Source organism: Brevundimonas sp. Leaf363 (genome assembly GCF_001424025.1).
Taxonomy (GTDB): domain Bacteria; phylum Pseudomonadota; class Alphaproteobacteria; order Caulobacterales; family Caulobacteraceae; genus Brevundimonas.
In genome coordinates, this window is record NZ_LMPZ01000002.1 from 673274 (window position 1) to 697401 (window position 24128).

General features: G+C 67.9%; 22 protein-coding genes. 6 read left to right on the plus strand and 16 right to left on the minus strand.

Features of this window, described 5'->3' with window-relative positions:
- Nucleotides 1–186 precede the first annotated feature (186 nt).
- The 5 genes from ASG17_RS06265 to ASG17_RS06285 all read right to left on the minus strand — a co-directional run bounded on the left by ASG17_RS06265 (nucleotide 187) and on the right by ASG17_RS06285 (nucleotide 4451).
- The gene (locus ASG17_RS06265) at nucleotides 187–1374 is read right to left on the minus strand and encodes an acetyl-CoA C-acyltransferase (protein ID WP_056100655.1); all 1188 of its coding nucleotides are present in this window, start codon (nucleotides 1372–1374) and stop codon (nucleotides 187–189) included.
- 87 nt (nucleotides 1375–1461) lie between these two features.
- Nucleotides 1462–2157 (minus strand): pirin family protein, encoded by a 696-nt coding sequence (locus ASG17_RS06270; protein WP_056100658.1) that lies wholly within the window; start codon nucleotides 2155–2157, stop codon nucleotides 1462–1464.
- A gap of 81 nt (nucleotides 2158–2238) precedes the next feature.
- Nucleotides 2239–2610, minus strand: coding sequence for a hypothetical protein (locus tag ASG17_RS06275; RefSeq protein ID WP_056100661.1), 372 nt, complete (start codon nucleotides 2608–2610; stop codon nucleotides 2239–2241).
- Nucleotides 2610–3695 carry a chorismate synthase gene (gene aroC / locus ASG17_RS06280; RefSeq protein ID WP_056100662.1) on the minus strand — a complete coding sequence of 362 codons (1086 nt, stop codon included), beginning with the start codon at nucleotides 3693–3695 and terminating at the stop codon, nucleotides 2610–2612. The genes ASG17_RS06275 and aroC overlap by 1 nt, the downstream gene beginning before the upstream one ends.
- Nucleotides 3696–3704: 9 nt before the next feature.
- Nucleotides 3705–4451, minus strand: a complete 747-nt coding sequence (locus ASG17_RS06285; protein ID WP_235560373.1) for a DnaJ C-terminal domain-containing protein — start codon at nucleotides 4449–4451, stop codon at nucleotides 3705–3707.
- Between the two features lie 61 nt (nucleotides 4452–4512).
- Between ASG17_RS06285 and pdxH the strand changes: the two genes are divergently transcribed.
- Entirely contained in the window at nucleotides 4513–5175 is a 663-nt protein-coding gene (gene pdxH / locus ASG17_RS06290; protein WP_056100667.1) for a pyridoxamine 5'-phosphate oxidase, read from the plus strand.
- On the opposite strand, the gene ASG17_RS06295 is transcribed toward pdxH, so the two are convergent.
- Nucleotides 5172–5795, minus strand: coding sequence for a TetR/AcrR family transcriptional regulator (locus ASG17_RS06295; RefSeq protein ID WP_056100669.1), 624 nt, complete (start codon nucleotides 5793–5795; stop codon nucleotides 5172–5174). The genes pdxH and ASG17_RS06295 overlap by 4 nt on opposite strands.
- Nucleotides 5796–5852: 57 nt before the next feature.
- Complete coding sequence (gene udk / locus ASG17_RS06300; protein WP_056100670.1) at nucleotides 5853–6497, minus strand: uridine kinase; 645 nt, start codon at nucleotides 6495–6497, stop codon at nucleotides 5853–5855.
- Nucleotides 6498–6649: 152 nt separating this feature from the next.
- On the opposite strand from udk, the gene ASG17_RS06305 reads away from it, so the two are divergent.
- Nucleotides 6650–8296, plus strand: coding sequence for a long-chain-fatty-acid--CoA ligase (locus ASG17_RS06305; protein ID WP_056100672.1), 1647 nt, complete (start codon nucleotides 6650–6652; stop codon nucleotides 8294–8296).
- A gap of 50 nt (nucleotides 8297–8346) precedes the next feature.
- A complete protein-coding gene (locus tag ASG17_RS06310) occupies nucleotides 8347–9024 on the plus strand; it encodes a DUF1499 domain-containing protein (protein ID WP_056100673.1) in 678 nt (225 codons plus the stop codon).
- Here the strand turns inward: ASG17_RS06310 and ASG17_RS06315 are convergent.
- From ASG17_RS06315 to ASG17_RS06325, 3 genes are all read right to left on the minus strand, one after another.
- The gene (locus ASG17_RS06315; protein WP_056100676.1) at nucleotides 9009–9911 is read right to left on the minus strand and encodes an MBL fold metallo-hydrolase; all 903 of its coding nucleotides are present in this window, start codon (nucleotides 9909–9911) and stop codon (nucleotides 9009–9011) included. The genes ASG17_RS06310 and ASG17_RS06315 overlap by 16 nt on opposite strands.
- A gap of 219 nt (nucleotides 9912–10130) precedes the next feature.
- Nucleotides 10131–10538, minus strand: a complete 408-nt coding sequence (locus tag ASG17_RS06320) for a TIGR01244 family sulfur transferase (RefSeq protein WP_056100679.1) — start codon at nucleotides 10536–10538, stop codon at nucleotides 10131–10133.
- Nucleotides 10535–11044 carry a hypothetical protein gene (locus ASG17_RS06325; protein ID WP_056100682.1) on the minus strand — a complete coding sequence of 170 codons (510 nt, stop codon included), beginning with the start codon at nucleotides 11042–11044 and terminating at the stop codon, nucleotides 10535–10537. The genes ASG17_RS06320 and ASG17_RS06325 overlap by 4 nt, the downstream gene beginning before the upstream one ends.
- A gap of 306 nt (nucleotides 11045–11350) precedes the next feature.
- On the opposite strand from ASG17_RS06325, the gene ASG17_RS06330 reads away from it, so the two are divergent.
- Nucleotides 11351–14347, plus strand: a complete 2997-nt coding sequence (locus ASG17_RS06330; protein WP_156367751.1) for a TonB-dependent siderophore receptor — start codon at nucleotides 11351–11353, stop codon at nucleotides 14345–14347.
- A gap of 183 nt (nucleotides 14348–14530) precedes the next feature.
- The gene (locus ASG17_RS06335; RefSeq protein WP_056100688.1) at nucleotides 14531–15085 is read left to right on the plus strand and encodes a hypothetical protein; all 555 of its coding nucleotides are present in this window, start codon (nucleotides 14531–14533) and stop codon (nucleotides 15083–15085) included.
- 359 nt (nucleotides 15086–15444) lie between these two features.
- Here the strand turns inward: ASG17_RS06335 and metH are convergent, their stop codons facing one another.
- The 4 genes from metH to ASG17_RS06355 are packed head-to-tail and all read right to left on the minus strand — an operon-like array spanning nucleotide 15445 to nucleotide 21101.
- The gene (metH, locus tag ASG17_RS06340; protein WP_056100693.1) at nucleotides 15445–18111 is read right to left on the minus strand and encodes a methionine synthase; all 2667 of its coding nucleotides are present in this window, start codon (nucleotides 18109–18111) and stop codon (nucleotides 15445–15447) included.
- Nucleotides 18111–19193, minus strand: a complete 1083-nt coding sequence (locus tag ASG17_RS06345; protein ID WP_056100695.1) for a homocysteine S-methyltransferase family protein — start codon at nucleotides 19191–19193, stop codon at nucleotides 18111–18113. Before ASG17_RS06345 ends, metH begins: the two co-directional genes overlap by 1 nt.
- Nucleotides 19190–20128, minus strand: coding sequence for a methylenetetrahydrofolate reductase [NAD(P)H] (metF, locus tag ASG17_RS06350; protein ID WP_056100697.1), 939 nt, complete (start codon nucleotides 20126–20128; stop codon nucleotides 19190–19192). Before metF ends, ASG17_RS06345 begins: the two co-directional genes overlap by 4 nt.
- Nucleotide 20129: 1 nt before the next feature.
- Nucleotides 20130–21101 carry a metalloregulator ArsR/SmtB family transcription factor gene (locus ASG17_RS06355; RefSeq protein WP_056100701.1) on the minus strand — a complete coding sequence of 324 codons (972 nt, stop codon included), beginning with the start codon at nucleotides 21099–21101 and terminating at the stop codon, nucleotides 20130–20132.
- 109 nt (nucleotides 21102–21210) lie between these two features.
- On the opposite strand from ASG17_RS06355, the gene ASG17_RS06360 reads away from it, so the two are divergent.
- Complete coding sequence (locus ASG17_RS06360; RefSeq protein WP_056100703.1) at nucleotides 21211–21669, plus strand: hypothetical protein; 459 nt, start codon at nucleotides 21211–21213, stop codon at nucleotides 21667–21669.
- Here ASG17_RS06360 and ASG17_RS06365 read toward each other — a convergent pair.
- Both ASG17_RS06365 and ASG17_RS06370 read right to left on the minus strand, forming a co-directional pair.
- Nucleotides 21666–22592: a 2-hydroxyacid dehydrogenase gene (locus ASG17_RS06365; RefSeq protein WP_056100706.1), complete on the minus strand. Its 927-nt coding sequence runs from the start codon at nucleotides 22590–22592 to the stop codon at nucleotides 21666–21668. The genes ASG17_RS06360 and ASG17_RS06365 overlap by 4 nt on opposite strands.
- A 43-nt stretch (nucleotides 22593–22635) precedes the next feature.
- The gene (locus ASG17_RS06370; RefSeq protein ID WP_056100709.1) at nucleotides 22636–24120 is read right to left on the minus strand and encodes a calcium-binding protein; all 1485 of its coding nucleotides are present in this window, start codon (nucleotides 24118–24120) and stop codon (nucleotides 22636–22638) included.
- Nucleotides 24121–24128 lie beyond the last annotated feature (8 nt).

Genomic DNA, 24128 nt, shown 5'->3' on the forward strand with positions numbered 1-24128 from the left:
AGAGGGCTTGAGCGCCTGAGAGCTGGAGGCAATCAGTCTTTGCGCGACCCGAAGGGCGGCGCGAAGCGTCAAAGGGTGAGGGGATCGCCCTGTCCTGTCAGCCGCCCACCCCTCACCCTTTCGGCTTGCCAATCGCTACGCCCTTGGAGCCTCAAGCCCTCTCCCTCTGGGAGAGGGTAGGGACAGTCAGGCCAGCTCCACCGCCACGGCCACCGCTTCTCCGCCGCCGATGCACAGGCTGGCCACGCCCTTGGTCCCGCCCCGCGCCTGCAACGCCGCGATCAGCGTTGTCAGCACCCGCGCGCCGGACGCGCCGATGGGATGCCCCAACGCCGTCGCGCCGCCGTTCACGTTCAGCCTGGCGTGATCGATGCCCAGCTCCTGCATGGCGATCATCGGCACCACGGCGAAGGCCTCGTTGACCTCCCACAGGTCCACGTCCTCGACCGCCCAGCCGGCCTTCTTCAGCGCCTTCTGCATCGCCGGCACGGGGGCGGTGGTGAACAGGCCCGGCTCGTGGGCGTGGGCGGCGTGGCTGACGATGCGGGCGACGATGGGCAGGTTCATCGCCTTCGCGACGCTCTCGCGCGTCATGACGAGGGCGGCGGCGCCGTCGCTGATCGACGCGGAGGAGGCGGCGGTGATGGTGCCGTCCTTGGCGAAGGCGGGCTTCAGGCCCGGGATCTTCTCGGGCATGGCCTTGCCGGGCTGTTCGTCCTCGCTGACGGTCACGGCGCCCTTGCGGGTCTGCACCTCGACCGGCGTGATCTCGGCGGCGAAGGCGCCCGAGGCGATGGCCGCATTGGCCCGCGTCAGGCTTTCGATCGCATAGGCGTCCTGGGCCTCGCGCGTGAACTGATAGCTGCGGGCCGTGTCCTCGGCGAAGGATCCCATCGGCTTGCCGGCGTCATAGGCGTCCTCCAGCCCGTCCATCATCATGCTGTCGATGATGACGTCGTGGCCGATGCGGGCGCCGGCTCGGTGCTTGTTCATCAGGAAGGGCGCGCCGGTCATGCTCTCCATGCCGCCGGCCACGATGACGTCGGCCGAACCTGCGGTCAGGGCGTCGGAGGCCATCATGACGGCCTGCAGGCCCGAGCCGCACATCTTGTTAAGGGTCGTCGCCTCGATTGAGCGAGGCAGGCCGGCGCCCAGGGCCGCCTGGCGCGCCGGGGCCTGGCCCAGGCCGGCGGGCAGGACGCAGCCCATGTAGATCTGGTCGATCTTGTCGGGATCGACGCCGGACCGCTCGACCGCCGCCTTGACCGCCGTAGCGCCAAGCTCCGTCGCCTTCACGCCCGAGAATGCGCCCTGGAAGCCGCCCATGGGCGTGCGGGCGAAGGCGACGATGACGACGGGATCGGATACGGACATGGGAGAGCGTTTCCTCTGAAAACGGTCTCTCCAAGATCGGCTCCGGCGGCGGGGAAGGCAAGGCCCCCCGCCGCCGTTTCGACCGGCCTACAGGCTGTCGACCATCACCAGTTCGGCATCGGCCTTGGCCGTCACGGTGACGGTGGCCTCGTCGCGTATGGCCGCGCCGTCGCGGGCGTTCAGCGCGACGCCGTTGACTTCGACCTCGCCCACGGCGGGCACCAGATAGGCCAGCCGGTGTTCACCCAGCGGATAGGTCAGGCTCTCGCCCGCCTTCAGCGTGGCGCCCAGCACCCGCGCATCGGCGTTGATCGTCAGCGCCTCATCCGCCGCGTCGCCCGACGCCAGCACCTGGAACTTGCCGGTCCGGTCCGACTTCGGGAACGGCCGCGCGCCCCAGGACGGCTGGGCCCCGCGCTTGTCGGTCTCGATCCAGATTTGGAACAGGGTCGTGGTCTCGTCCTCGAGATTGTACTCGGCGTGCCGAACCCCCGTGCCCGCGCTCATCACCTGGACGTCGCCGGCCCCGGTGCGGCCCTTGTTGCCCATCGAATCCTGGTGGGTGATGGCCCCGGTGCGGACGTAGGTGATGATCTCCATGTCCGCGTGGGGATGGGGCGGAAAGCCCGACTTGGCGGCGATCTCGTCGTCATTCCAGACCCGCAGCCGGCCCCAGCTCATGCGGCTGGGCTCATAGTAGTTGGCGAAAGAGAAGTGGTGTTTGGCCTTCAGCCAGCCGTGGTCGGCCCCGCCCAGGCTGTCGAAGCGTCGAACGTCGATCATGACGAAAGTCTCCCTCAATCGGTGGCGCGCATCGCGCCGTTCGAGAGCTATATAGGTAACCGTGTCAGTTACGAAAAGGGGTCAGCGGCAGGCCGGCCGCGTCGTGTCGAGGGTGTAGGTATAGCCCCAACGCAGTCCCAACTTCTGCAGGCGTACGGGATCGCCGATGTCGCAGCCATAATGAAGGGGCACGGGGACCACGACGGACGACCCGTCGACGTCGACCTTCGCAGCCGCGATGACGCTCTTGCCCTGTTGAGTGACGGTCAGGCCGGCGACGCGCCCTGTGACGGGCTGGGCGGGGTAGTGCGGATCTAGCGTGATCCAGAGAAGAGCTAGAACGAAAACCGTACCAGACAGCGCGATCGGCAGGCCGAGCGATTCACGCGACGCGCTCAGCCACAGTCGTGTCGTCGCCTTAAGTCCAAGCCGACGGTGCACCGGCTCGCGCATCAACCGACCTGGGCCCGATGCCCCAGCATGGCGTCGGCCAGGACGCAGGCGGCCATGGCCTCGACCACCGGCACGGCGCGCAGAGCGACGCACGGGTCGTGGCGGCCCTTGGTGCGCAGGTCCACTTCCTGGCCGTCGCGGTTGACGGTCTGGCGCAGGGTCAGGATGGAGGAGGTGGGCTTGAAGGCGATGCGGGCCGTAATCGGCTGGCCGGTCGAGATGCCGCCCAGGACGCCGCCCGCGTGGTTCGACAGGAAGACGGGCTGGCCGTTCAGGTCCAGCCGCATCTCGTCGGCGTTGGCTTCGCCCGTCAGTTCTGCGGCGTCGAAGCCCGCGCCGATCTCCACCCCCTTGGCGGCGTTGATCGACATCATGGCGGCGGCCAGATCCGCGTCCAGCTTGCCGTAGAGGGGCGCGCCCCAGCCGACGGGCACGCCCGTGACCTCCAGCGCCACCACGGCGCCGATCGACGACCCGGCCTTGCGCACCCCGTCCATATAGGCCTCCCACGCAGGCACGACCTCGGCGGAGGCGGCGAACAGGGGGTTGTCGTTGACGGCGTCGAAATCGACGGCCTCGGGCGCGATCCGGTGCGGGCCGATCTGGACGATCCCCGCGCGGATGCGCACGCCGTCGCCCAGCACCTTCCTCGCCACGGCGCCGGCGGCCACGCGCATGGCGGTCTCGCGGGCCGAGGACCGACCGCCGCCGCGGTGATCGCGCACGCCATATTTGGCCTGATAGGCGTAGTCGGCGTGGCCGGGCCGGTAGGCGCGGGCGATTTCGCCATAGTCCTTGGAGCGCGCGTCCTCGTTCTGGATCTCGATGGCGATGGGCGTGCCGGTCGTGACCGGGCCGTCTCCGTCATCGAAGACGCCGGACAGGATGCGGGCGGTGTCGCTCTCGTTGCGCTGGGTGACGAAGCGGCTACCGCCGGGCTTGCGCCGGTCCAGCCAGGGCTGGATGTCGGCCTCGGTCAGCGGGATCAGCGACGGACAGCCGTCGACCACGCAACCGATCGCCGGCCCGTGGCTCTCGCCCCAGGTGGTCACGCGAAACAGACGGCCGAAGGTGTTCAGGGACATGGCTTGGCCTTAGGCCGCCATGCGCTCCGGCGTCCAGACCCGTGTGAAGCGGGCCAGCAGGTCTTCGGCCGCCGAGGGGACGTCCTCGGCTTCGACCAGGGTGACGAACAGGTGGCCCTGAGGCCGCGATCCACGCGCGGGCAGGCCCAGGTTCTTGAGGCGCAGGCGGATGGGATCGGTCAGGCCGCGCGCGACCCAGACCGACTGGATCCCGGCGTGGGTATCGATGTCTATGCGGCCGCCGTCCCGCAGGACGCGAGGTGAGGCGGGGCAGGTCATGTAGAGGTCGTCGCCCATGCAGATCAGGCCGTCGGACGCTCGGATCAGCACCGGCAGATAGATGTCCGAACCGTCCGCGCCGCCCCGTTTCAGGCGGATATGCTCGCCGGTGCGCAGGCCCGCCGGAACGGTGAGGCGCAGGGAGCGGTGGTCCAGCCGAACATCGACCATGCCGCCGTTCACGGCGCGCATCGGGTCGATGACGACCACAGGCTTGGGCGCGGGCCGTCGGGGCGGCGCCGCCAGGGCGGGGCGGGGAGCGCCTTGGGCCTGGATCAAGCGGAAGGCGGCGATGACACGGCGGAAACGTGCGGCGTCGCCGCCGGGCGCATCCGGCCGCGCCGCCTTGGCTGCACGGCGGAAAGCGGCGCCTAGCGCTTCTGCGTCCGCCGGGCCGGTCAGCCCCAACAGCGCATAGGCCTCGACGAGGGAGGCGATTTCCGAGCGCGAGCGCACCTGCATGGGCGACAAAGACAATGAAGATGGTCAATCGCCGGTTAATCGACGCCGATGGCCCGCAGGGCCTATAGGGTGAGGCATGAGCCAGTCGCCCATTCCGCCCAGCCCGTCCGCCCAGGACTACGCCGCCCAACTGGCCGCCAACGCCGATGAGACGGAGTTCGAGCGGGACGACCCGATCGCCCTGTTCACCGACTGGCTGGCCGAGGCCCGCAGGACCGAGCCGAACGATTCCAACGCCATGGCCCTGGCCACCGTCGATGCGGATGGGATGCCGGACTGCCGCATGGTGCTGCTGAAGGGCGTCGATGGGCGCGGCTTCACCTTCTACTCGAACCGCGAGAGCGCCAAGGGTCAGGAGCTGGCGGGCCAGCCGCGCGCCTCACTGCTGTTCCACTGGAAGAGCCTGCGTCGGCAGGTGCGGATCCGGGGCGGGGTCGAGCCGGTTTCGGCGGAGGAAGCCGACGCCTATTTCGCCAGCCGCGCGAGAGAGAGCCGCATCGGCGCATGGGCCTCGGACCAGTCACGGCCCATCGACAGCCGTGCCGCGCTGGAGACCCAGGTGGCCGAGGCCGAGGCCCGGTTCGAGGGACAGGAGCCGCCGCGCCCCGAACGCTGGATCGGCTGGCGCGTGATCCCCGAGAGCATCGAGTTCTGGCGCGACCGGGCCTTTCGGCTGCACGACCGGATGCTGTTCACGCGGGACGGCGACGCCTGGGGTCGAACCCGCCTGCAGCCCTAGGCGCCGTAGCGGGCAAGGAAGGTCTCGACCGCATCCTCGGCGATCTGCTCGATCGGACGACGGGCGCGCACTTCGTCGCCGGTCACCAGCGGTACGAAGAAGACCGGGTGCTCGATCATGCCCAGCAACTGACCGGCCGCCCAGGACGGCTTCTCCAGCTTCAGCTCGCCGCGATCGACCATGCGCGCCAAGGCGTCCATCAGCACCATGCCGAAGTCGGTCCGACCCTTCTCGAAGAAGCGCATCGCCACCTCGTGGAAGCGGGGCCGCTCGGCCATGACCAGGCGGAAGATGGCGCGGACCAGGGGGTCACGCATGAAGCCGGCATAGCTTTGAGCAAACACCAGCAGTTGCTCCCGCGGCGTGCCGGACGCCGCGCGCACCTTGGCCATCTGGCGGCCGAAATCCTCGGCGGCGTCGTAGATCACCGCGCTGAACAGCTCGGCCTTGCCCGGGAAGAAGGCGTACAGCGTGGCGGTCGAGACCCCGGCTTCCCGCGACACGCTCTCCATGCGCGTCAAGGCGTAACCGTGGGTCATGAAATGTCGTCGCGCGGTGGCGAGGATCAGGGAATGCCGGTGGTCCGGCTCATTGGTTTCGCTGGAAGAATCGTCAGGCATCGCTGGGAGAATATTGTTCACCCAAAACCGTGTCGCTTTTGCGAGCGAACCGCAAGCTCAGCCGGTGAACAAGGCGGCGATTTTTGGGTGCGCTAACAAAGGGGCCGCCAGGCGGACGACGGTCTGGGGATCGACCAGGCGTACGGCGGGGGAGGTGTCGGCCACGATGAAGTCCGCTGCGACCTTGGACGGCTCGGTGAAACGCTCATGTCCCGGACGGACGGTCTTCAGATACTGGTCGATCACCGACTGGGCGCTGCGACCCCGCTCCACCTGGTCTCGCAGCAGCCGGCGAATGAAGCGGATGTCGGCCGGAGTGTCCACGAAGACGCGGATATCGAACAAGGCCGCCAGCGCGGGCGTGCACAGCAGGTGCGCCCCCTCGACCACCACCGCCTCGGCCGGCTCGACAGGCTCGCCGTCGGTCTCGCGTCCATGGGTGATGAAGGAATAGCGCGGCGCGGTGATCGATCGGCCGGCCCGCAGCATCGTCAGATGTTCGACCAGCAGGTCGTGATCACGCGCCGCCACGTCGTCGAAGTCGAAGGTGGCCGCGTCGAAACCGGGCAGGGCGGCGGCGTCCAGATAGTAGGCGTCCTCGCGCAGCAGCACGGCCTTGTCGCCCAGGGCGGCGACGACGGTTTCGGCCAGGGTGCTCTTTCCAGAGCCCGAGCCGCCGGTGATGGCGATCAGGAAGGTCACGCGCTTCCTTGGCGTTCAATGGTCCATGATGGCAAGCGCTGGCGGACAAAGGGCCGCATCAAGGCTTCCCAAGCGTCACGTTGCTTAACAGCGATCACCCGGATAGCGTCGCCGCAAGCATCGCGAAAAGTCGATGCAATCGAGGGAATGCAATGCTGGGATTGATGCAGGACTGGCCCCTGACGGTCGACAAGATCATCGACCACGCCAAGAATTGGCATGGCGGCCGCGAGGTGGTGACGCGCTCGGTCGAAGGGCCGATCGTCCGCACGACCTATGCGGAGATCCACGGCCGGGCCAAGCGGGTCTCGACGGCGCTGAAGGCCTGGGGCGTCCAGCCCGGCGACCGGGTCGCCACCCTGGCCTGGAACACCGCCCGCCACATCGAGGCCTGGTACGGCATCATGGGCATCGGCGCGGTCTGCCACACCCTGAACCCCCGCCTGTTCCCGGAACAGCTTGTCTACATCATCAACCACGCCGAAGACCGCATCATCTTCGTCGACCTGACCTTCGTGCCGCTGCTGGAGGCCATCCTGGGCCACTGCCCGACGGTCGAGCGCGTCGTGGTGATGACCGACGAATGGACCATGCCGGCGACGAAGCTGCCGCAGGCCGAATGCTATGAGCACGTCCTGTCGGAAAGCCATGAGGACTGCGTCTGGGGCGACTTCGACGAACAGACCGCCTGCGGGCTCTGCTACACCTCGGGCACGACGGGGAACCCCAAGGGGGTGCTCTATTCTCACCGCTCCAACTTCCTGCACACCCTGATGGGCCTGCAGTCGACCGTGCTGGGGGCGACGCCGTCGGAAGTGATCCTGCCGGTGGTGCCCATGTTCCACGCCAACGCCTGGGGCATCGCCTTCGGTGGTCCGGCCGCAGGCTCCAAGCTGGTCATGCCCGGCGCCAAGATGGACGGCGCCTCGATCTATGAGCTGCTGGAGGAGGAGAAGGTCACCTTCTCGGCCGCCGTTCCCACCGTCTGGCAAGGGCTGCTGGGCCATATGAAGGAGAACGGGCTGAAGCTGTCGACCGTGAAGCGCGTGCTGATCGGCGGCTCGGCCGTGCCGGAAAGCCTGATCCGCACCTTCCACGACGACTACGGCATCGACGTGATCCAGGGCTGGGGCATGACCGAGACCTCGCCCATCGGCACCCTGTCCAACCTTCCGCCCGAACTGCTGGCCAAACCCTACGACGAGCAGATGAAATGGCGGATCAAGCAGGGCACGCCGCCGCTGGGCGTCGAGCTGAAGTTGAAGAACTACGCCGGCCAGGACATGCCGCACGACGGGCACACCTACGGCCGCCTGATGGTCAAGGGACCGACCATCGCCGGGAAATACTTCAAGGACGAGGGCGGCGAGATCCTCGACAACGAAGGCTTCTTCGACACCGGCGACGTGGCCACGGTCGACGACTACGGCTTCATGCAGATCACCGACCGCGCCAAGGACGTCATCAAGTCCGGCGGCGAGTGGATCAGCTCGATCGAGATCGAGAACATCGCCGTCGGCCACCCCAAGGTCGATCTGGCCGCCGTCATCGGCGCGGCGCATCCCAAGTGGGATGAACGGCCGGTGCTGATCCTGAAGCTGAAGCCCGACCAGACGCTGGACAAGGCCGAACACCTGGCCTTCCTGCAAGGCAAGATCGCCAAATGGTGGATGCCCGACGACGTCGTGGCGGTCGCCGACATCCCGCTGGGCGCCACCGGCAAGATCGACAAGAAGCTGCTGCGCGAGCAGATGAAGGACTACCGCCTGCCGACCAGCGCTGGCGCCCAGAAGGATTGAACCGCATGGCGACGGGACGTGGAGGCGCGAGCGGCCGGCTAACGACGCTGATGGCGCTGGTCGCTGTCGTGGCCCCGCTGCTGGTCCTCGTCGCGGCCTTCGGGGCCAAGTTCGGCGTCCTGACCCACGATCTGGCTTGGCGGGTGCTGACCTGGCAGGTGGCTTGGGCGATGGCGTTCGTCGGCGCGGCGGCCGCTCTGGCCGCCGTCGTGACGGCCGCGCGTGACTGGAAGCGGCGGGGCCTGACTGCGTTTGCGGCCGTGGTAATCGCCGCGGCGACGCTGGGCGGCTTCCTCTATCAGCAGCAACTGCTGGCCGCGTCGGCGCCCTTCGACGTTTCCAGCGACGTGTCGAACGCACCCGCCTTCTCGGCGGCCGTGAGCCGGCAGCGCCAGGCCGACGGGGCGACCGAAATCTACGTCCACGGCGGCCCCCAGGATTGCCGAGGCTTGCGGACCGTGCGGACTCAGGTCGCACCGGGCGTCGCCGCCTGGGCGCTGCAGGAGGCGGGGTTCACGCCGCTGGGCGCCGCCGCCTTCAGGGCCAACGGACGACGCGAGAGCTTCTGGTACGGTTTCGTCCACGACGCCGAGATCCGCATCCGGCCGGGGCAGACGGATGTACACGTCGCGGCTCGCTACGCGCCGGCGGACGGCGGCGAGGCGTGTCGGCGGGCCATCCGCTTGGTCGAAGCGCTCGACCAGTCGCCGCGTCAGGCCGGACGGTAGGCTGCGTCCAGCGTCGGCGCCGGATCGGCCACCGCGCGGCCTTCGCGGACCAGCTTGATCAGATGCGCCAGCATCGACAGGGACGCCGCCGGCCACAGCCGCTCGTCCACGCCAGCGTAGAGCGCCGGGACCATGGCGCGGATCGTCGTGTCCCCCGCCGTCAGCCGCGCCAGAATCTGACGCTCCCGCTCCAGCCGGTGCTCGCGATAGGCCGACAGAAACGGCGCCGGGTCTTCGATGGGCGCGCCGTGCGTCGGATAGAGCCGGCCGAAATCTCTGGCCGAAACGCGCTCCAGACTGCCCAGATAGGCCGCCATGTCGCCGTCCGGCGGCGCCACGACGCTGGTCGACCAGCCCATGACATGGTCGCCGCTGAACAGGGCGTTCTCCTCGATCAGCGCAAAGGCCAGATGATCGGAGGCGTGGCCGGGCGTGGCGACGGTCTCCAGCGTCCAGCCGTCGCCCATGATCCGCTCTCCGTCCGCCAGCATACGATCCGGCCGAAACGCGCCGTCGCCGGCCTCGAGGTTCTCCGGGTCTGACGCATGGGTCGACGACGCGCCGCCCGCCGCCAGGACGGACGCGCCGGTCATGTCGCTGAGCGGCGCGGCGAGGGGGTAATGGTCGCGGTGCGCGTGGGTCACCAGGATGTGGCTTACCGTCCGGCCCTTCAGCGCGCCCAGCAGCGCCCGCAGATGCCCCTCATCCAGCGGGCCGGGATCGATCACCGCCACGCCGGCGCCCGCCTCGGCCCGACCCACGATGTAGACGCCCGTGCCGGTGAAGGTGAACGGGCCGGGGTTGGGCGCGACGATCCGCTCGACCAGGGGCGACAGCCGGTCAGGCCGGCCATAGGCGAAATCGAACTCTCGGACGAACGGGATCACGCGGGCCTCGCAGCTTTGGGCGCGGTGGCGCGGCCCTTGCGCTTAACGGATCGTAAACGGTCCTCAGGAGCGCGTCTTGGCCCTATCCGCCGCAGTTTTTGTCTCAAATCGGCTCGCGCCGATCGCCGCGGCGTTGATCTGTCTCATGGCGGCGCAGCTGATGGTCGCCTCGTGCACCCCGGAGCCGGCGCCCTACGCCGTCCGCGCGGCCATCCAGCGCTAGAGCGGCAGCCGCGACAGGTCGTAGCCTGCGCCCGCCGCCGTCGCGATCACCTCGTCCGGCCGCGCGCCATCGGCGACCGACGCCATGGCCCAGGCCGCGCTGGACCGCATGCCGGCCGCGCAGAACATCAGCACCTTGCCCTCGCCGGTCTCGGTCAGAACCTGGCGCGTGCCCTCGACCGCCTCGGGGCCGGGCAGGCCTCGGCAGGGCAGGGCGACGAACCGCGCCCCGGCCGCCTCGGCCGCCGCCGACAGCGCGGCGTGCGTCGGCTGATCCGCCGCCTCGCCGTCCGGGCGATGGCTGACGAAGGCGACGAAGCCGGCGTCCACCAGAGCCGCGATCTCGGACGGGTCGATCTGGGGCGACACGGCGACGCGGTCGGTCAGGAAGCGCGGCGTGGTCATGGGTTTTCGCGCCGCACCCGCAGCGGCGCGGCCCCGCCGATGGTCATCAGGTAGCTTCCCAGGGTGGCGCGGCGGATGTGCACGGGCGTGCCGGCGGCCGTGCGGAAATAGGGCGTGGCGTTGTCCAGTTGTTTCCAGGTCGAACCGTCCTGCAGCACGACGGTCCACTTTCCGCCCGCCTGACGCGCTCGCGCCAGCGTTCCATCCAGCGATTCCAGCTCGACGGGACGGTCGTCCCCGTTGAAGGGGTTCAGGACGTTCAGGTCGAAGCCGAACGAGCGGCGCTGGGTCTCCGCGACCTCGCTGCGGCTCAGGACCACCACCTCGCCCTGGGCGCGCGCCGTTTCGAAGGCGGTGACGGCGGCGTCGTAGCAGGCCAGGCGCGCGGCGTCGTCGGCTGTTGCGCGGCACCGCACAAGATCGGCCGTTGCGCCGTCCTGGGCGAAGGCCGGCGCGGCCAGCAGCATTGCGGCGCCGAACGCTGCGATTCGAATGGTCTTGGCCATGATTTATCCCCGATCTGTCCGACCCGCGTGACAGAGGCGCGACGGTCCGTCACGCCCCATACGGGCGAAATCCTACCCTGTGCAGGCCTTTACGGCGTTTCAACCCCGTAGCTGTCGACCGCGAGTGTGGCGCGATTGCGACAGACTGGCGACGACTGTGTTCAAATCGGGCCGAGCGGCTGGACTTCAAGGCCGGGTTCCTATGGTTTGCACTGCAACCCAGAACGTTTTGTTCGGGGTGATCGGCTTCGGGTGGGGATACGTCGGATTTTCGACGGCGCCGCGCCAGTCACGGGAGAACGAGCCTTGAGAAACCCTCAGTACCGCCGGCGCTTGCTGGCCACCACCATGATCAGCGGCGCCCTTATGGCCGTCGCCGCCGCGCCGGCCTTCGCCCAGGATTCGGGCGAAGCTGAAGTCGAAGACGTCGTCGTCACCGGCTCGCGTATCGTCCGTCAGGACTTCGAAGCCATCAGCCCGGTCACGACCGTTTCCTCGGAAACCATCGAACTGACCCAGACGCTGACGGTCGACAGCCTGCTCAACACCCTGCCGTCGGTCGTCGCCGGCAACACGCGCAACTCGAACAACTCGGGCGGCGAAAGCTTCGCCACCGTCGACCTGCGGGGCCTCGGCCCGAGCCGCACCCTGGTGCTGGTTAACGGCGAACGCGTCCCCGCCTCCTCGACCACGGGCGTGGTCGACATCAACACCATCCCGGCCTCGCTGATCGACCGCGTTGAAGTCGTGACCGGCGGCGCCTCGGCCGTTTACGGTTCGGACGCCCTGGCCGGCGTCATCAACTTCGTTCTGAAGGACGACTTCGAAGGCGCCGAAATCTCGTCGACCTACGGCGCTGCTTTCGACGGCTTCTCGCCGGAGTTCGAAATCAACGGCCTGTTCGGCGGTTCGTTCGCCAACGGCCGCGGCAACCTGACCGTCTACAGCAGCTACTATAACCGCGAAGGCACCTTCCAGTCGGAACTGCCCTACTCGCGCACTTCGGGCGCCGTCCTGGTGGCCTCCGACGGTTCGTACGTCGTGGCCGACTCGGCCGCTCAGTGGCTGGACTACGTCAACAACAAGGGCGCCCTAGGCACCCTGGTTTCGGGCGGTTCGGGCACCCCGGCCTGGGGCACCGTCTACAACAGCGGCGCCAACCCGTTCCAGAACCTGTCCGCCACGGTCGGCGCGACGGGCAACGACAACTTCATGGCCGGCGGCTATGACACCACCTGCGACGGCATCGCCAACACGACGCCGTACAACTCGGGCAACCTGTCGTTCAACGAAGCCGGTGAGCTGACGCCGCGCGCCGTCGCCGGCGCCTGCGCCGTGCCGGATCGCTCGGCTGGCTCGAGCCGCTACAACTTCGCGCCGGACAACTACCTGATCATCCCGGCCGAGCGTTTCACGATCACCACGATCGGCACCTACGACATCACCGACGATATCAAGCTGCGCACGCAGGTCAGCTACACCAACAGCTGGCAGCAGGTTCAGCTGGCCCCGACCCCGGCCACCGGCCTGGTCGTGACCCTGACCCCGGCGATGCAGTCGCTGATCTCCAACCGTCACCCCGACCTGTGGGCCGCTCTGCAGTCGCGTCCCAATCCGCTGGCCTCTTTCACGATGGACCGCCGGATGAACGAAGTCGGCACCCGCGTGGGTGAGTCGGAGAACAACGCTCTTGCCATCCTGAACACCCTGACCGGTTCGCTCTGGGGCGACTGGGACTGGAGCCTGACGGGTTCGTACGGCGTCAACAACTACACCGACTCCGGCCAGCACTCGACCAACAAGACCGCCCTGGCCCAAGGCCTGGCGGGCTGCCAGAACCCGGACGGCTCTCCGCTGGCCGGCCAACTGCCGGGCTGCGTGCCGCTCGATATCTTCGGCGCCGGCACCCTGAACTCGACGATGGTCAACTTCCTGGACGTCCCGACGTTCTCGACGACCGAAGTGGAAGAAAAGCGCATCGCCGGCTTCGTGCGCGGTTCGGTCTTCGAGCTGCCTGCCGGTCCGATCTCGACCGTCTTCGGCTTCGAATGGCGTGAATCGTCGGCCGACTACCGCGTCGACAACGAACAGCGCACGGGCAACATCTTCGGCTTCAACGCCGTTCAGAACCAAAAGGGTTCGATCGACGTCAAGGAACTGTACACGGAAATCGCGATCCCGCTGCTGGCGGATCTGCCCTTCGTAAACTACCTGGGCCTGGAAGGCGGCTACCGTTATTCGGACTACTCCACCATCGGTGGCGTCGACACCTACAAGGTGGGTCTGGAATACGAGCCGACCGACTGGCTGAAGATCCGTACCGTCTACAACTCGGCCGTTCGTGCGCCTTCGGTGTTCGAACTGTTCCAGAACGGCGACCAGGGCTTCGAAAATTACATCGATCCCTGCGACGACGCTCAGAACCCGAGCGCTCAACTGCTGGCATTCTGCTCGTCGCAGGCCGGCGGCTATGACTTCACGGGCTTCACGCAGAACAACGGTCAGACGGAAGCCTTCGCTTTCGGCAACCCGAACCTGCAGCCGGAAGACGCCGAAACCTTCACCGTCGGCGTGGTGTTCCAACCGAGCACCTTCCCGATGGGTCAGTTCCGCGCCTCGCTGGACTACTACGACATCGAGATCACCAACCTGATCGCCAGCTTCGGCTCGCAGTACTGGATCTCCCAGTGCTACGACAGCCTGGGCGCCGACACGGCCGCTTGCGCCCGCGTCACGCGTAACACGCTCGACGGCCAAGTTGACTTCGTCAACACCAGCCGCGGCAACGTGGGCTATCAGAAGACCAAGGGCTACGACCTGCAGATCGACTGGTCGATCCCGCTGGAAGACTACACCCCGCTGCCGGGTCGCCTGCGCATCAACGAACTGTTCACGTACGTTGACTCGCTGGAAATCGACGGCGACGAGTACGCTGGCACCGGCTTCGCCGGTATCGGCGGCGTCGTCTTCGATGTGAAGTCGGTCCTGTCGGTCGCCTACGACATCAGCGACTGGACGTTCTTCACCCGCTGGACCTACATCGGTGAGACGGACGATATCGGCTTTGGCCCGAACTACTTCGATGGTTCGCCCGAGTACCTGCCGGAATCTTCGTACGTCGACCTGACGGCCCGTTGGGATGTCACCGACATGCTGCAAGTGACGGCCAACGTCGGCAACGTCTTCGACAAGCTGCCGCCGGTCACCGCCTCGGGCACGCTGTATGGCCAAGGCAACATCGACGGTCAGGTCTACCGCACCTTCGGCCGCACCTTCTCCGTCTCGGCGAAAGCGCGCTTTTAAGGATCGGAAGATCTTACGAAACGACGGGGGGGCGGACCGAAAGGTCCGCCCCTTTTCGTTTGCCCCCATGCCTGCCGGAGCGGCTTCCGTTCGGTCGCCGTTCAGGTTCGAGGCGCTACGCCCTGAAAATGTCATCCCGAACAGCCACGGTTGGCTATTCCCCAAACCGCGTCAGAGACCTTCATGCTGCTTGAGCTCGCCATCGCCGCCGCCCTGTCCCTGCAATCCGCGCAGGATGAAGGCCCCATCGTCACCGGCGCGCGGGGCGAAGCGGCGGACTCCGTGCGGCTGCGCGAGGCGATCGCCTATTCCAACCCGCTGCCGGCTGGTGCGCCGACGCAGGATTACCCGCTGGTGGCCTGGTGCGAGGCGCTGGTGAACGGTCATGTCGCCCTAGGCGAGACGCTGACGGACCACAATGCGGAGGACGCCGAGCTGATCCGGTTGGCCAAGCTGGAGGCGCAGGACTTCCGTGGGGCTCTGGCCGCCGCGACCCCGCGCCAGAGTGCGGCTGCAAAGGCCGCCGCCGACCGCGCAGCGGCAGAGGCCACGGCCAAGTGGACGCAACTGCTGGTCAATCCTGACGAGGTGGTGCGCAGCCAGGCCTTCGGTCTGTTCTTCGGCCTGCCCGGGCGCTGCGAACACGCCGCCCGCCGCATCCGCGCCAACATCACGACCCCGCCGGTGACCCCTGAAGAGGTGGGCCTGACGGTCGAGGCGGACCCGGCCGCCAACTAAGGCGGCTCGCTTCGACAGTCTTTTGCACCCTGAAAAACACGGTGCAAAAGGTGCAAAGAGTCCAATCCGCCCTCGGCCGTCGCCGGAGAGTCGACGTCTTCGTCAAGCGACAGACCCGAGACGACACGCGCGCCAGTCGCCACACGCGATCCAGGATATGACAGCCACCAACCCAGGCGCGCGGGCCGGCACGCCGTCGCGCGCCAGCCGTTTTAAAACAGGCGCTTAGGGGCGTCGTCGACGACGCCACAGAAGGGTCTGCGCGCGGACGGCCGCCCCCGTCGACAAACGTCGTCCAGACTTCCAGCGCTTCGACGCCCAGATCACCGCGTCCCTGCCCCTGAAGAGGTGGGCCTGGGTCAGGCCGCGCTTTCTCTCGCCGCTACGTCAGGGTCGTAGTTGAGGATCGGCGCCAGCCAGCGCTCGGCGGTGGCCAAATCCCAGCTCTTGCGGGTCGCGTAATCCTGGACCTGATCCCGATCGACCTTGCCGACACCGAAGTAGTGGCTGCCGGGATGGCCGAAGTAGAGGCCTGAGACGGACGCCGGAGGGGTCATGGCGTAGCTCTCGGTCAGGGCCATGCCGGCGTTGGCGCCCGCGTCCAGCAGTCGGAACAGCGTCGCCTTTTCCGTGTGATCAGGCTGGGCCGGATAGCCGGGGGCGGGACGGATGCCCTGGTAATGCTCGGCGATCAGCTCATCGACTGTGGTCGCTTCGTCGGCGGCGTAGCCCCATAGCTGGGTGCGCACCTCCTTGTGCAGCCGCTCGGCGAAGGCTTCGGCCAGGCGGTCGGCCAAGGCGGTGGCCAGGATTGCGGAATAGTCGTCGCCGGCGTCCTTGAACCGCTTGGCGATCTCCAGCTCGCCGTGGCCGGCGGTGACGGCGAAGGCGCCGATGTAGTCGGGCGCGGTCTCTGACACGAAGTCCGACAGGGCCAGGTTCGGCTTGCCGTTCGACTTAAGGATTTGCTGGCGCAGGGTGTGGAAGCGGGCGATTTCCTCGCCACGCGTCTCATCGGCATAGACAGCCACGTCGTCGCCGATGGCCTGGGCGGGCCAGAAGCCGACCACGCCCTTGGCCACAAACCACCGCTCGTCGATGATCCGCTTCAGCATGGCCTTGGCGTCCTCGAACAGGTCGCGCGCGGCCTCGCCGACGATCTCGTCCTCCAGGATCAGCGGATAGCGGCCGATCAGCTCCCAGCTGGCGAAGAAGGGCGTCCAGTCGATGTGATCGGCCAGGTCCTGCAGATCCCAGGCGTCATAGGCGCGCACGCCGGTGAAGGACGGGGCGGGCGCGGGCGACTGGTCCGGGTCAGGCTTCCAGCGGTTGGCGCGGGCCTGGGGCAGGCTGGCCCTGGCCTTCACCTCCTGGCCGCGCGCATATTGCTCGCGGATGCGGATGTATTCGTCGCGGGTAGCGGCCTCGTTGCGCGCCTTGTCGGTGGCCGACAGCAGGCCGGAGACCACGCCCACGGCGCGGCTGGCGTCCACGACATAGGTGGTCGATCCGGCGGAATATCCCGGCTCGATCTTGACCGCCGTATGGGTGCGACTGGTCGTGGCGCCACCGATCAGCAGGGGGATGGAGAAGCCGCGCCGCTGCATCTCGCGCGCGACGAAGACCATTTCGTCCAGACTGGGCGTGATCAGGCCCGACAGGCCGATGATGTCGACTTTATGCTCGACGGCGGCGTCCAGGATGCGGTCGGCCGGAACCATGACGCCCAGGTCGATGACTTCGTAATTGTTACATTGCAGGACCACGCCGACGATGTTCTTGCCGATGTCGTGGACGTCGCCCTTGACCGTGGCCATCAGGATCTTGCCGGCCTGTTCGCGCGGCTGGCCGGCCTTTTCGGCCTCCATGAAGGGGTTCAGCCAGGCGACGGCCTGCTTCATCACGCGGGCGGACTTCACCACCTGCGGCAGGAACATCTTGCCCGAACCGAACAGGTCGCCGACCACGTTCATCCCGTCCATCAGCGGACCTTCGATGACGTGCAGCGGCCGGTCGAAGGACAGGCGGGCCTCTTCGGTGTCCGCATCGATGAACTCGGTGACGCCATTGACCAGGGCGTGCTCGATCCGCTTGCCGACCGGCTGTTCGCGCCATTTCAGGTCGACGACGCGGGCCTGGCCCTTCTCGCCCTTGTAGCGGGGCGCCAGGTCGACCAGCCGCTCGGTGTTCGAGACGTTTGTCCGCTGCGGCCGGTTCAGGATCACGTCCTCGACCGCCTCGCGCAGCTCGGCGTCCAGCGTGTCATAGACCGGCAGGTCGCCGGCGTTGACGATGCCCATGTCCATGCCGGCGTTGATGGCGTGGTACAGGAAGACGCTGTGGATCGCCCGGCGCACGGGCTCGTTGCCGCGAAAGCTGAACGACACGTTCGACACGCCGCCGCTGATGCGGGCGTAGGGCAGGGCGGCCTTGATCGCCCGCGTCGCCTCGATGAAATCGACGGCGTAGTTGTCGTGCTCCTCGATCCCCGTCGCCACGGCGAAGATGTTGGGATCGAAGATGATGTCTTCGGGCGGGAAGCCGACCTCGTCCACCAGGATGCGATAGGCGCGGGTGCAGATCTCGATCTTGCGCGCGGCGGTGTCGGCCTGGCCCACCTCGTCAAAGGCCATGACCACGACAGCGGCGCCGTAGCGCAGGCATTTGATCGCCTGCTCGCGGAATTCGGCCTCGCCGGCCTTCATGCTGATCGAGTTGACGATCGGCTTGCCCTGGACGCACTTCAGGCCCGCCTCGATGACCTCCCATTTGGAACTGTCGATCATCACCGGCACACGGGCGATGTCGGGCTCGGCCGCGATCAGGTTTAGGAAGGTGCGCATGGCGACGGCGCCGTCCAGCAGGCCCTCGTCCATATTGACGTCGATGATCTGGGCGCCCGCCTCGACCTGCTGGCGGGCGACATCCAAGGCGGCGGGGTAGTCGCCGTCGACCACCAGTTTGCGGAATTTGGCCGAGCCGGTGACGTTGGTCCGCTCGCCGACGTTGATGAAGACGGGACGCATCAGGCCACCAACTCGAACGGTTCGAGGCCCGACAGGCGCAGGGCGACCGGCCGTTCCGAGATTGCGCGCGGTTTGAGCGGCGCGACCTCTTCGGCCACGTGCTTGATGTGGTCCGGCGTCGTGCCGCAGCAGCCGCCGACGATGTTGACCAGACCCGACGCGGCCCATTCTTCGATGAAGTGGGCGGTCTCGTGCGGCTGCTCGTCGTACTGGCCCATGGCGTTAGGCAGGCCGGCGTTGGGGTAGGCGGCGACCAGGGTGTCGGCCACGCGCGACAGTTCGGCGATGAACGGCCGCATCAGGTCGGCGCCGAGCGCGCAGTTGAAGCCGACGGCGAAGGGCTTGGCGTGGCGCACGCTGTTCCAGAAGGCCTCGGCCGTCTGGCCCGACAGGGTGCGGCCCGACCGGTCGGTGATGGTGCCCGAGATCCAGATGGGCAGGGCGGGCAGGCCCTCGTCCTCCAGGTCCTTGATCGCCTTGATGGCGGCCTTGCAGTTCAGCGTGTCGGTGATGGTTTCGATCAGATAGAGGTCGACGCCGCCTTCGTTCAGCGCCTGCACCTGATGGCGATAGGCCTCATAGACCTGGTCGAAGGTGACGCTGCGCGCGCCGGGGTCGTTCACGTCGGACGACATGGACAGCATCTTGTTCAGCGGGCCGATGGAGCCGGCGGCGAAGCGCGGCTTGTGCGGTTCGCGCTCGGTCCAGCGGTCGGCGGCGGCGCGGGCCAGCTTGGCGCCCTCCAGATTGATGTCCCACACCGCCTGGGCGTCCAGGGCGTAGTCTTCCTGGGCGATCGTGGTGCCCGAGAAGGTGTTGGTCTCCGAGATGTCGGCGCCGGCGGCGAAATACTGGTCGTGCAGGTCGCTGATGATGTCGGGGCGGGTGATGCAGAGGATGTCGTTGTTCCCCTTCATCTGATGCTTTTCGTCGTAGCCGTTGGCGGTGACGAAGCGGTCGGCGCGGAAGTCGGCCTCGTCCAGGCCGCGGCGCTGGATCATCACGCCCCAGGAGCCGTCGAGGACCAGGATGCGCTGTTTGGCGGCGGCGTGCAGGGCGGCGATGCGGTCGGATCGGCTCATTGCGCGGTCTCCCGAACGCCCAGCACGCGGCAGATGGCGTAGACCAGATCGGCGCGGTTCAGGGTGTAGAAGTGGAAGTCGCTGAAGCCTTCTTCCTGCAGGCGCGCGCAGGTCTCGGCGGCGACCGAGGCGGCCAGCAGCTTGCGAGTCTCCGGGTCGTCGTCCAGCCCCTCGAAATGGGCGCGCAGCCAGTCGGGGATGGACGCCCCGCACGATCCGCACATCCGCGCCAGGCCGGTGAAGTTCGACACCGGCATGATCCCGGGGATCAGGGGGATGGTCACCCCCGCCGCTCGCACCCGGTCGCGGAAGCGCAGGAAGGCGTCGATGTCGAAGAAGAACTGGCTGACCGCGCGGGTGGCGCCCGCATCAACCTTGGCCTTCAGCACATCGATGTCGTGGTCGATGGAGGGGCTTTCCGGGTGGCGCTCGGGATAGGCGCCGACCGTGACGTCGAAGCCTCCGACGCGGCCGATGGCGGCGGTCAGTTCGGTGGCGTTGGCGTAGCCGTCGGCGCGGGGCGCATAGACGCCGCCGATGCCGGCCCCGCCGGGTGGGTCGCCGCGCAGGGCCACGATGTGGTCCACGCCGATGGACTTGTAGCCTTCGATCACCTCATCGACCTCGTCGCGGCTGGCCTCGACACAGGTCAGGTGGGCGGCGGGTTTCAGCGTCGTCTCGGTGATGATCCGCTGGACAGTGCGGTGCGTCCGCTCGCGCGTCGAGCCGCCGGCGCCGTAGGTGACCGAGACGAAGGCGGGGCTCAGCGGCTCCAGTCGCCGGATCGCCTTCCACAGATTGGCCTCGGCCTCATCGGTCTTGGGCGGGAAGAACTCGAACGAGACGCGGACCGGGTTGTGGTTCGACCCGGCGCGCGCGACGGGGCCCAGCGGCGACAGCAGCAGGGCGCGGGCCTCTGCAAGATTGGCGGCCATCTCAGGCGCTCCTCAGGGTGGATGCGGCGGCCTCGGCGGGCCGCTCGGACGTCCAGATGATGACGGTCAGCCCCTCGCTGTCGGGCGGCAGGGCGATGGCGGCGGACGGCTTGAGGCCGACTTCGGTCAGCCAGCGACGGATCTCGTCGTCGGCGAAACCCAGGCGGCGGTGCTGGTGCTCGTCCCGCAGATCCTCGTGGTCGTGCGGCGCGAAGTCGACGATCAGCAGCTTGCCGCCCGGCATGACCAGCCGCGCCGCCTCCGCGATGGCGGCGGCCGGATCGGCCAGGTAGTGCAGCACCTGATGGACCAGCACCAGGTCGGCGCTGCGCTCCGGCAGGCGGGTGGCGAAGATGTCGCCGTGGCGCAACTCGACCCGCTCCAGACCCGCGCGGCTGACATTGGCGCGGGCGATGTTCAGCATGTTCTGGCTGAGATCCAGGCCGATCGACACCCGGGCGCGGCGCGCCAGCAGGGTCAGCATCCGGCCGGAGCCGGTGCCCAGATCGACCAGCCGCTCGAACGGGCCGGGGCCGGCGGCGCGCTCGATGGCGGCCTCGACGGCGGTCTCGGAGACATAGCGCGAGCGAATGCGATCCCACTGGGGCGCGACCTGTTCGAAATAGGCGGCCGCCTCGGTGTCGCGCTCGCGGCGCACGGTCTCCAGACCGATCAGGTCCGGGTCGTCTTCGGCGTCCTCGGCCAGGTCCAGCACGGTGTCGATCAGGCGGCGCGCGCGCGGATCGGACGACAGGCGGTAGAAAACCCGCGCGCCGTCGGGGAAGCGTTCGATAAGTCCGGCGTCGGCCAGAAGCTTCAAATGGCGGGACACGCGCGGCTGGCTCTGGTCCAGGATGCGCGACAGCTCCATCACCGACAGCTCCTCGACCGCCAGCAGGCCGAGCACACGCAGGCGCGTCGGCTCGCCGACGGCGCGCAGGGAATCGACAATGGGGTCTGCGGCGAGAACCATGGGGTCATATAAAGATATCCTTATATGATTTAGCAAGCCTGAACCGCGCCCGCCTCGCGAAGGATTTTGGGCGAGGGCGCGTTCAACCTCGAAACGCTTGGAGGTTTGGATGATCCGTCCCCTGTTGATCGCGAGCACGGCGTCGCTGGCCCTGCTCGCCGCGTGCCAGAAATCCGAGCCGGAGCCGGTGGACGCCGCACCGGCGACCGCCGCGTCGCCGCCGAGCGATGCGGCTGAAGCCGACCCCGCGCGGCCGCAGCCCGGCCCGCAGACGCTGGAGCAGATGCAGACCCGCGCCGAAGAGCGCTTCGCGCGCCTCGACGCCGATCAGGACGGCGTGGTCATCGCGGCCGAGCTGGAGGCTTCGGACGGTCGCGGCGGTCGCATGCTGGCCCGCGCGGACGCGGACGGCGACGGACGCATCACGCGTGCGGAGGCGCGCGCCGCGACGGCGGACCGCTTCCGCCGCATGGACGCCAACGCCGATGGCGTGGTCGGCGAGGACGAACGTCCCCAGTGGGGCGGCCGGCGCGGGCAGGGCGGCCCGGACGGCGCGCCCGCGGCCTAGGCGACCGGCGTGACCAGCGGCCGTCCCGCGAAATGGGCGGCCAGGTTCTGTATCAGCAGGCCCAGCATGCCCTGGACGCCGGCGGTCGTGGCGCCGCCGGTGTGCGGGGTCAGGATGACGTTGGGCGTCTCGGCCCAGCGCGCCGGGTCCGTCGGCTCCTCCATGAAGACGTCCAGCGCCGCCGCGCCGAGCCGCCCGTCCCGCAGCGCGGCGATCAGGGCGTCCTCATCCACCAGCTGGCCGCGCGCGACGTTGACCAGCAGGCCGTGCGGACCCAGCGCCTCGATCACCGCGCGCGAGATCAGGCCCCGGTTGCTCTCGTCCGCGCGGCAGGCGACGACCAGGATGTCGCTGGCCTTCGCCAGGTCCAGCAGCGACGCCGCGCGCGGCCAGGCCGCCGCCTTGTCGCGCGGTCCCCACCATGCGGGCGTCATGCGCAGCGCGTCAGCACGCCGTGCGACGGCCTCGCCGATGGCGCCCAGGCCGACGACGCCCACCTTCTGACCGGCCAGCGAGGGAGTGATGGTGCGGGTCTCGACGGTCCAGCCGCCGCTGCGCACCGCCGCGTCGCCGGTCACGATCTGGCGGCGCGAGGCCACGATCAGACCGATGGCGTGATCCGCGACGTCTTCGTGATTGACCCCCGGCGCATGGCTGACCGGCAGCCCCTTCGCCTTACACCAGTCCAGGTCGATGCCGTCATAGCCGGCCGTGAAGCAGGCGATCAGCTCCAGGTTCGGCAAGGCCTCCAGCACGGCTGTGTCCAGCGGGTACTCGCCCGCAACCACGACCGCCCGGACATCCTGCGCCGCCTCGACCGGCGGGCCCTCCCACAGGCGATAGACGTCGTAGGCGCTTTCGAGAAACGCGCTCAGCGGCGCGAGATGCCGCTGCATGATGAGGACGGCGGGGCGCTGGGTCATGGCTATATGCTGACCCCGCGCCCCGCCGCCTGCAACCTTGGCCTTACGACAGGAAGTGGTCGCCGTGGCTGAAGGTGATCGTGATGGTCGGATCTTCTTTCATCGGGTCGAAGTTGGCTTCGAGCAGAGTGTTGGCCTTCACGTTCTGGAGGATGACCACCGTGTCGAAGTCATCGCCGCCGCCGTCCATGTCGACTTCCACGACCGTATTGGCCCCGACCTGACGCACGCGGACGTAGCCGTCCTCAAAGGGATTGCTGGTGTCGCCCTCGGCGCGGTTCAGCAGTTCGTCGATGTCCAGGAAGTCGCCTCCCTTCCCGGTTTGGAAGTCCGTCACCACGACGGGCTTGGCGCTGCCCGGATCGAGCGAGAGGGATATGGTGTCCTGGCCCATACCGGTCCGGATGGTCAGGTCGCCGCCATTGGCCGAGATATAGAAGTCGTCATCGCCACTGCCGCCTTCCAGAACGCCTTTCGAGCCGTTGCGGACGTCGTAGTAGAAGCTGTCGTCATCCGCGCCGCCGTACGCCTTGATGATGGACGACGGCGACGCCGAGGATCGGTTGATATAGAAGGTGTCGTCGCCGCTATCGCCATAGAGCGTGTCGTCGCCCGCATCGGCGGCGGAGCCGAAGCCTTCCTTTTCCTTGAACTTTTCCATGCCGCCCGACCAGAGGGTGTCGTCACCCTCGCCGGCCCGGATGAGGTCGTCGCCCATGCCGCCGTCGATGCTGTCGTCGCCGAGCGCGCCGTAGATGACGTCGTCGCCCGCCGCGCCGCGAAGCCAGTCGCTGCCGCCCTTGCCGTTGATGATGTCATCACCGACGGTGCCTTCGATGCTGTCTTCCTTGACGCCGCCGTTGAGCGTCTGTCCCACCGGCTCGCTGCCGTTGGGCGCGTAGCCGCCGAAGTGCGATGCTTCGAAATTGGAGGCCCGGGTGTTCGCGAAGGTCGCCAGGTTGACGTAGCTGTTGCCGCCGCCGTTGGCGTCGATCTGGAGCACCGTCGACGAACCCGACTGGACCAGTCGAAGATGGCCCGAGCCGAACGGGTTGGCGCCGTCCCAATTGGTCAGCGCGCGTTCCAGATAGGGCAGGATCTCGAGTGAATCCGCCTTGAAGTCGAAATCCTGGACGAGAATGGCGCCGACGAAGCGGGTGTCCAGATTCGAGAAGGAGATGGTGTCCTCGCCCATCCCGGTGTTCAGGGTGACGCTGCCGCCATTGGCCTGGAGGACGAATTCGTCGTCGCCCTCACCACCGTCCAGCAAGCCGGTCGAGGCGTTGTAGACGTCCCATGTCAGGGTGTCGTCGTCCGCGCCGCCCAGCAGGATTATCTTGCCCTTGGACACCGGATCGCCCGAGTAGCGCGACACGTAGAGTTCGTCGTCGCCGGCGTTCCCCCGCAGGATGTCGGCGCCGCCGCTAGTGTCATAGATGGAGTCGTCGCCCCCGCGACCCGAGATGTCGTCGTCGTCCGTCGTGCCGGACAGATAGTCGCCCTGATAGGTGCCGTTGATCACGCCCATGAAAGTCT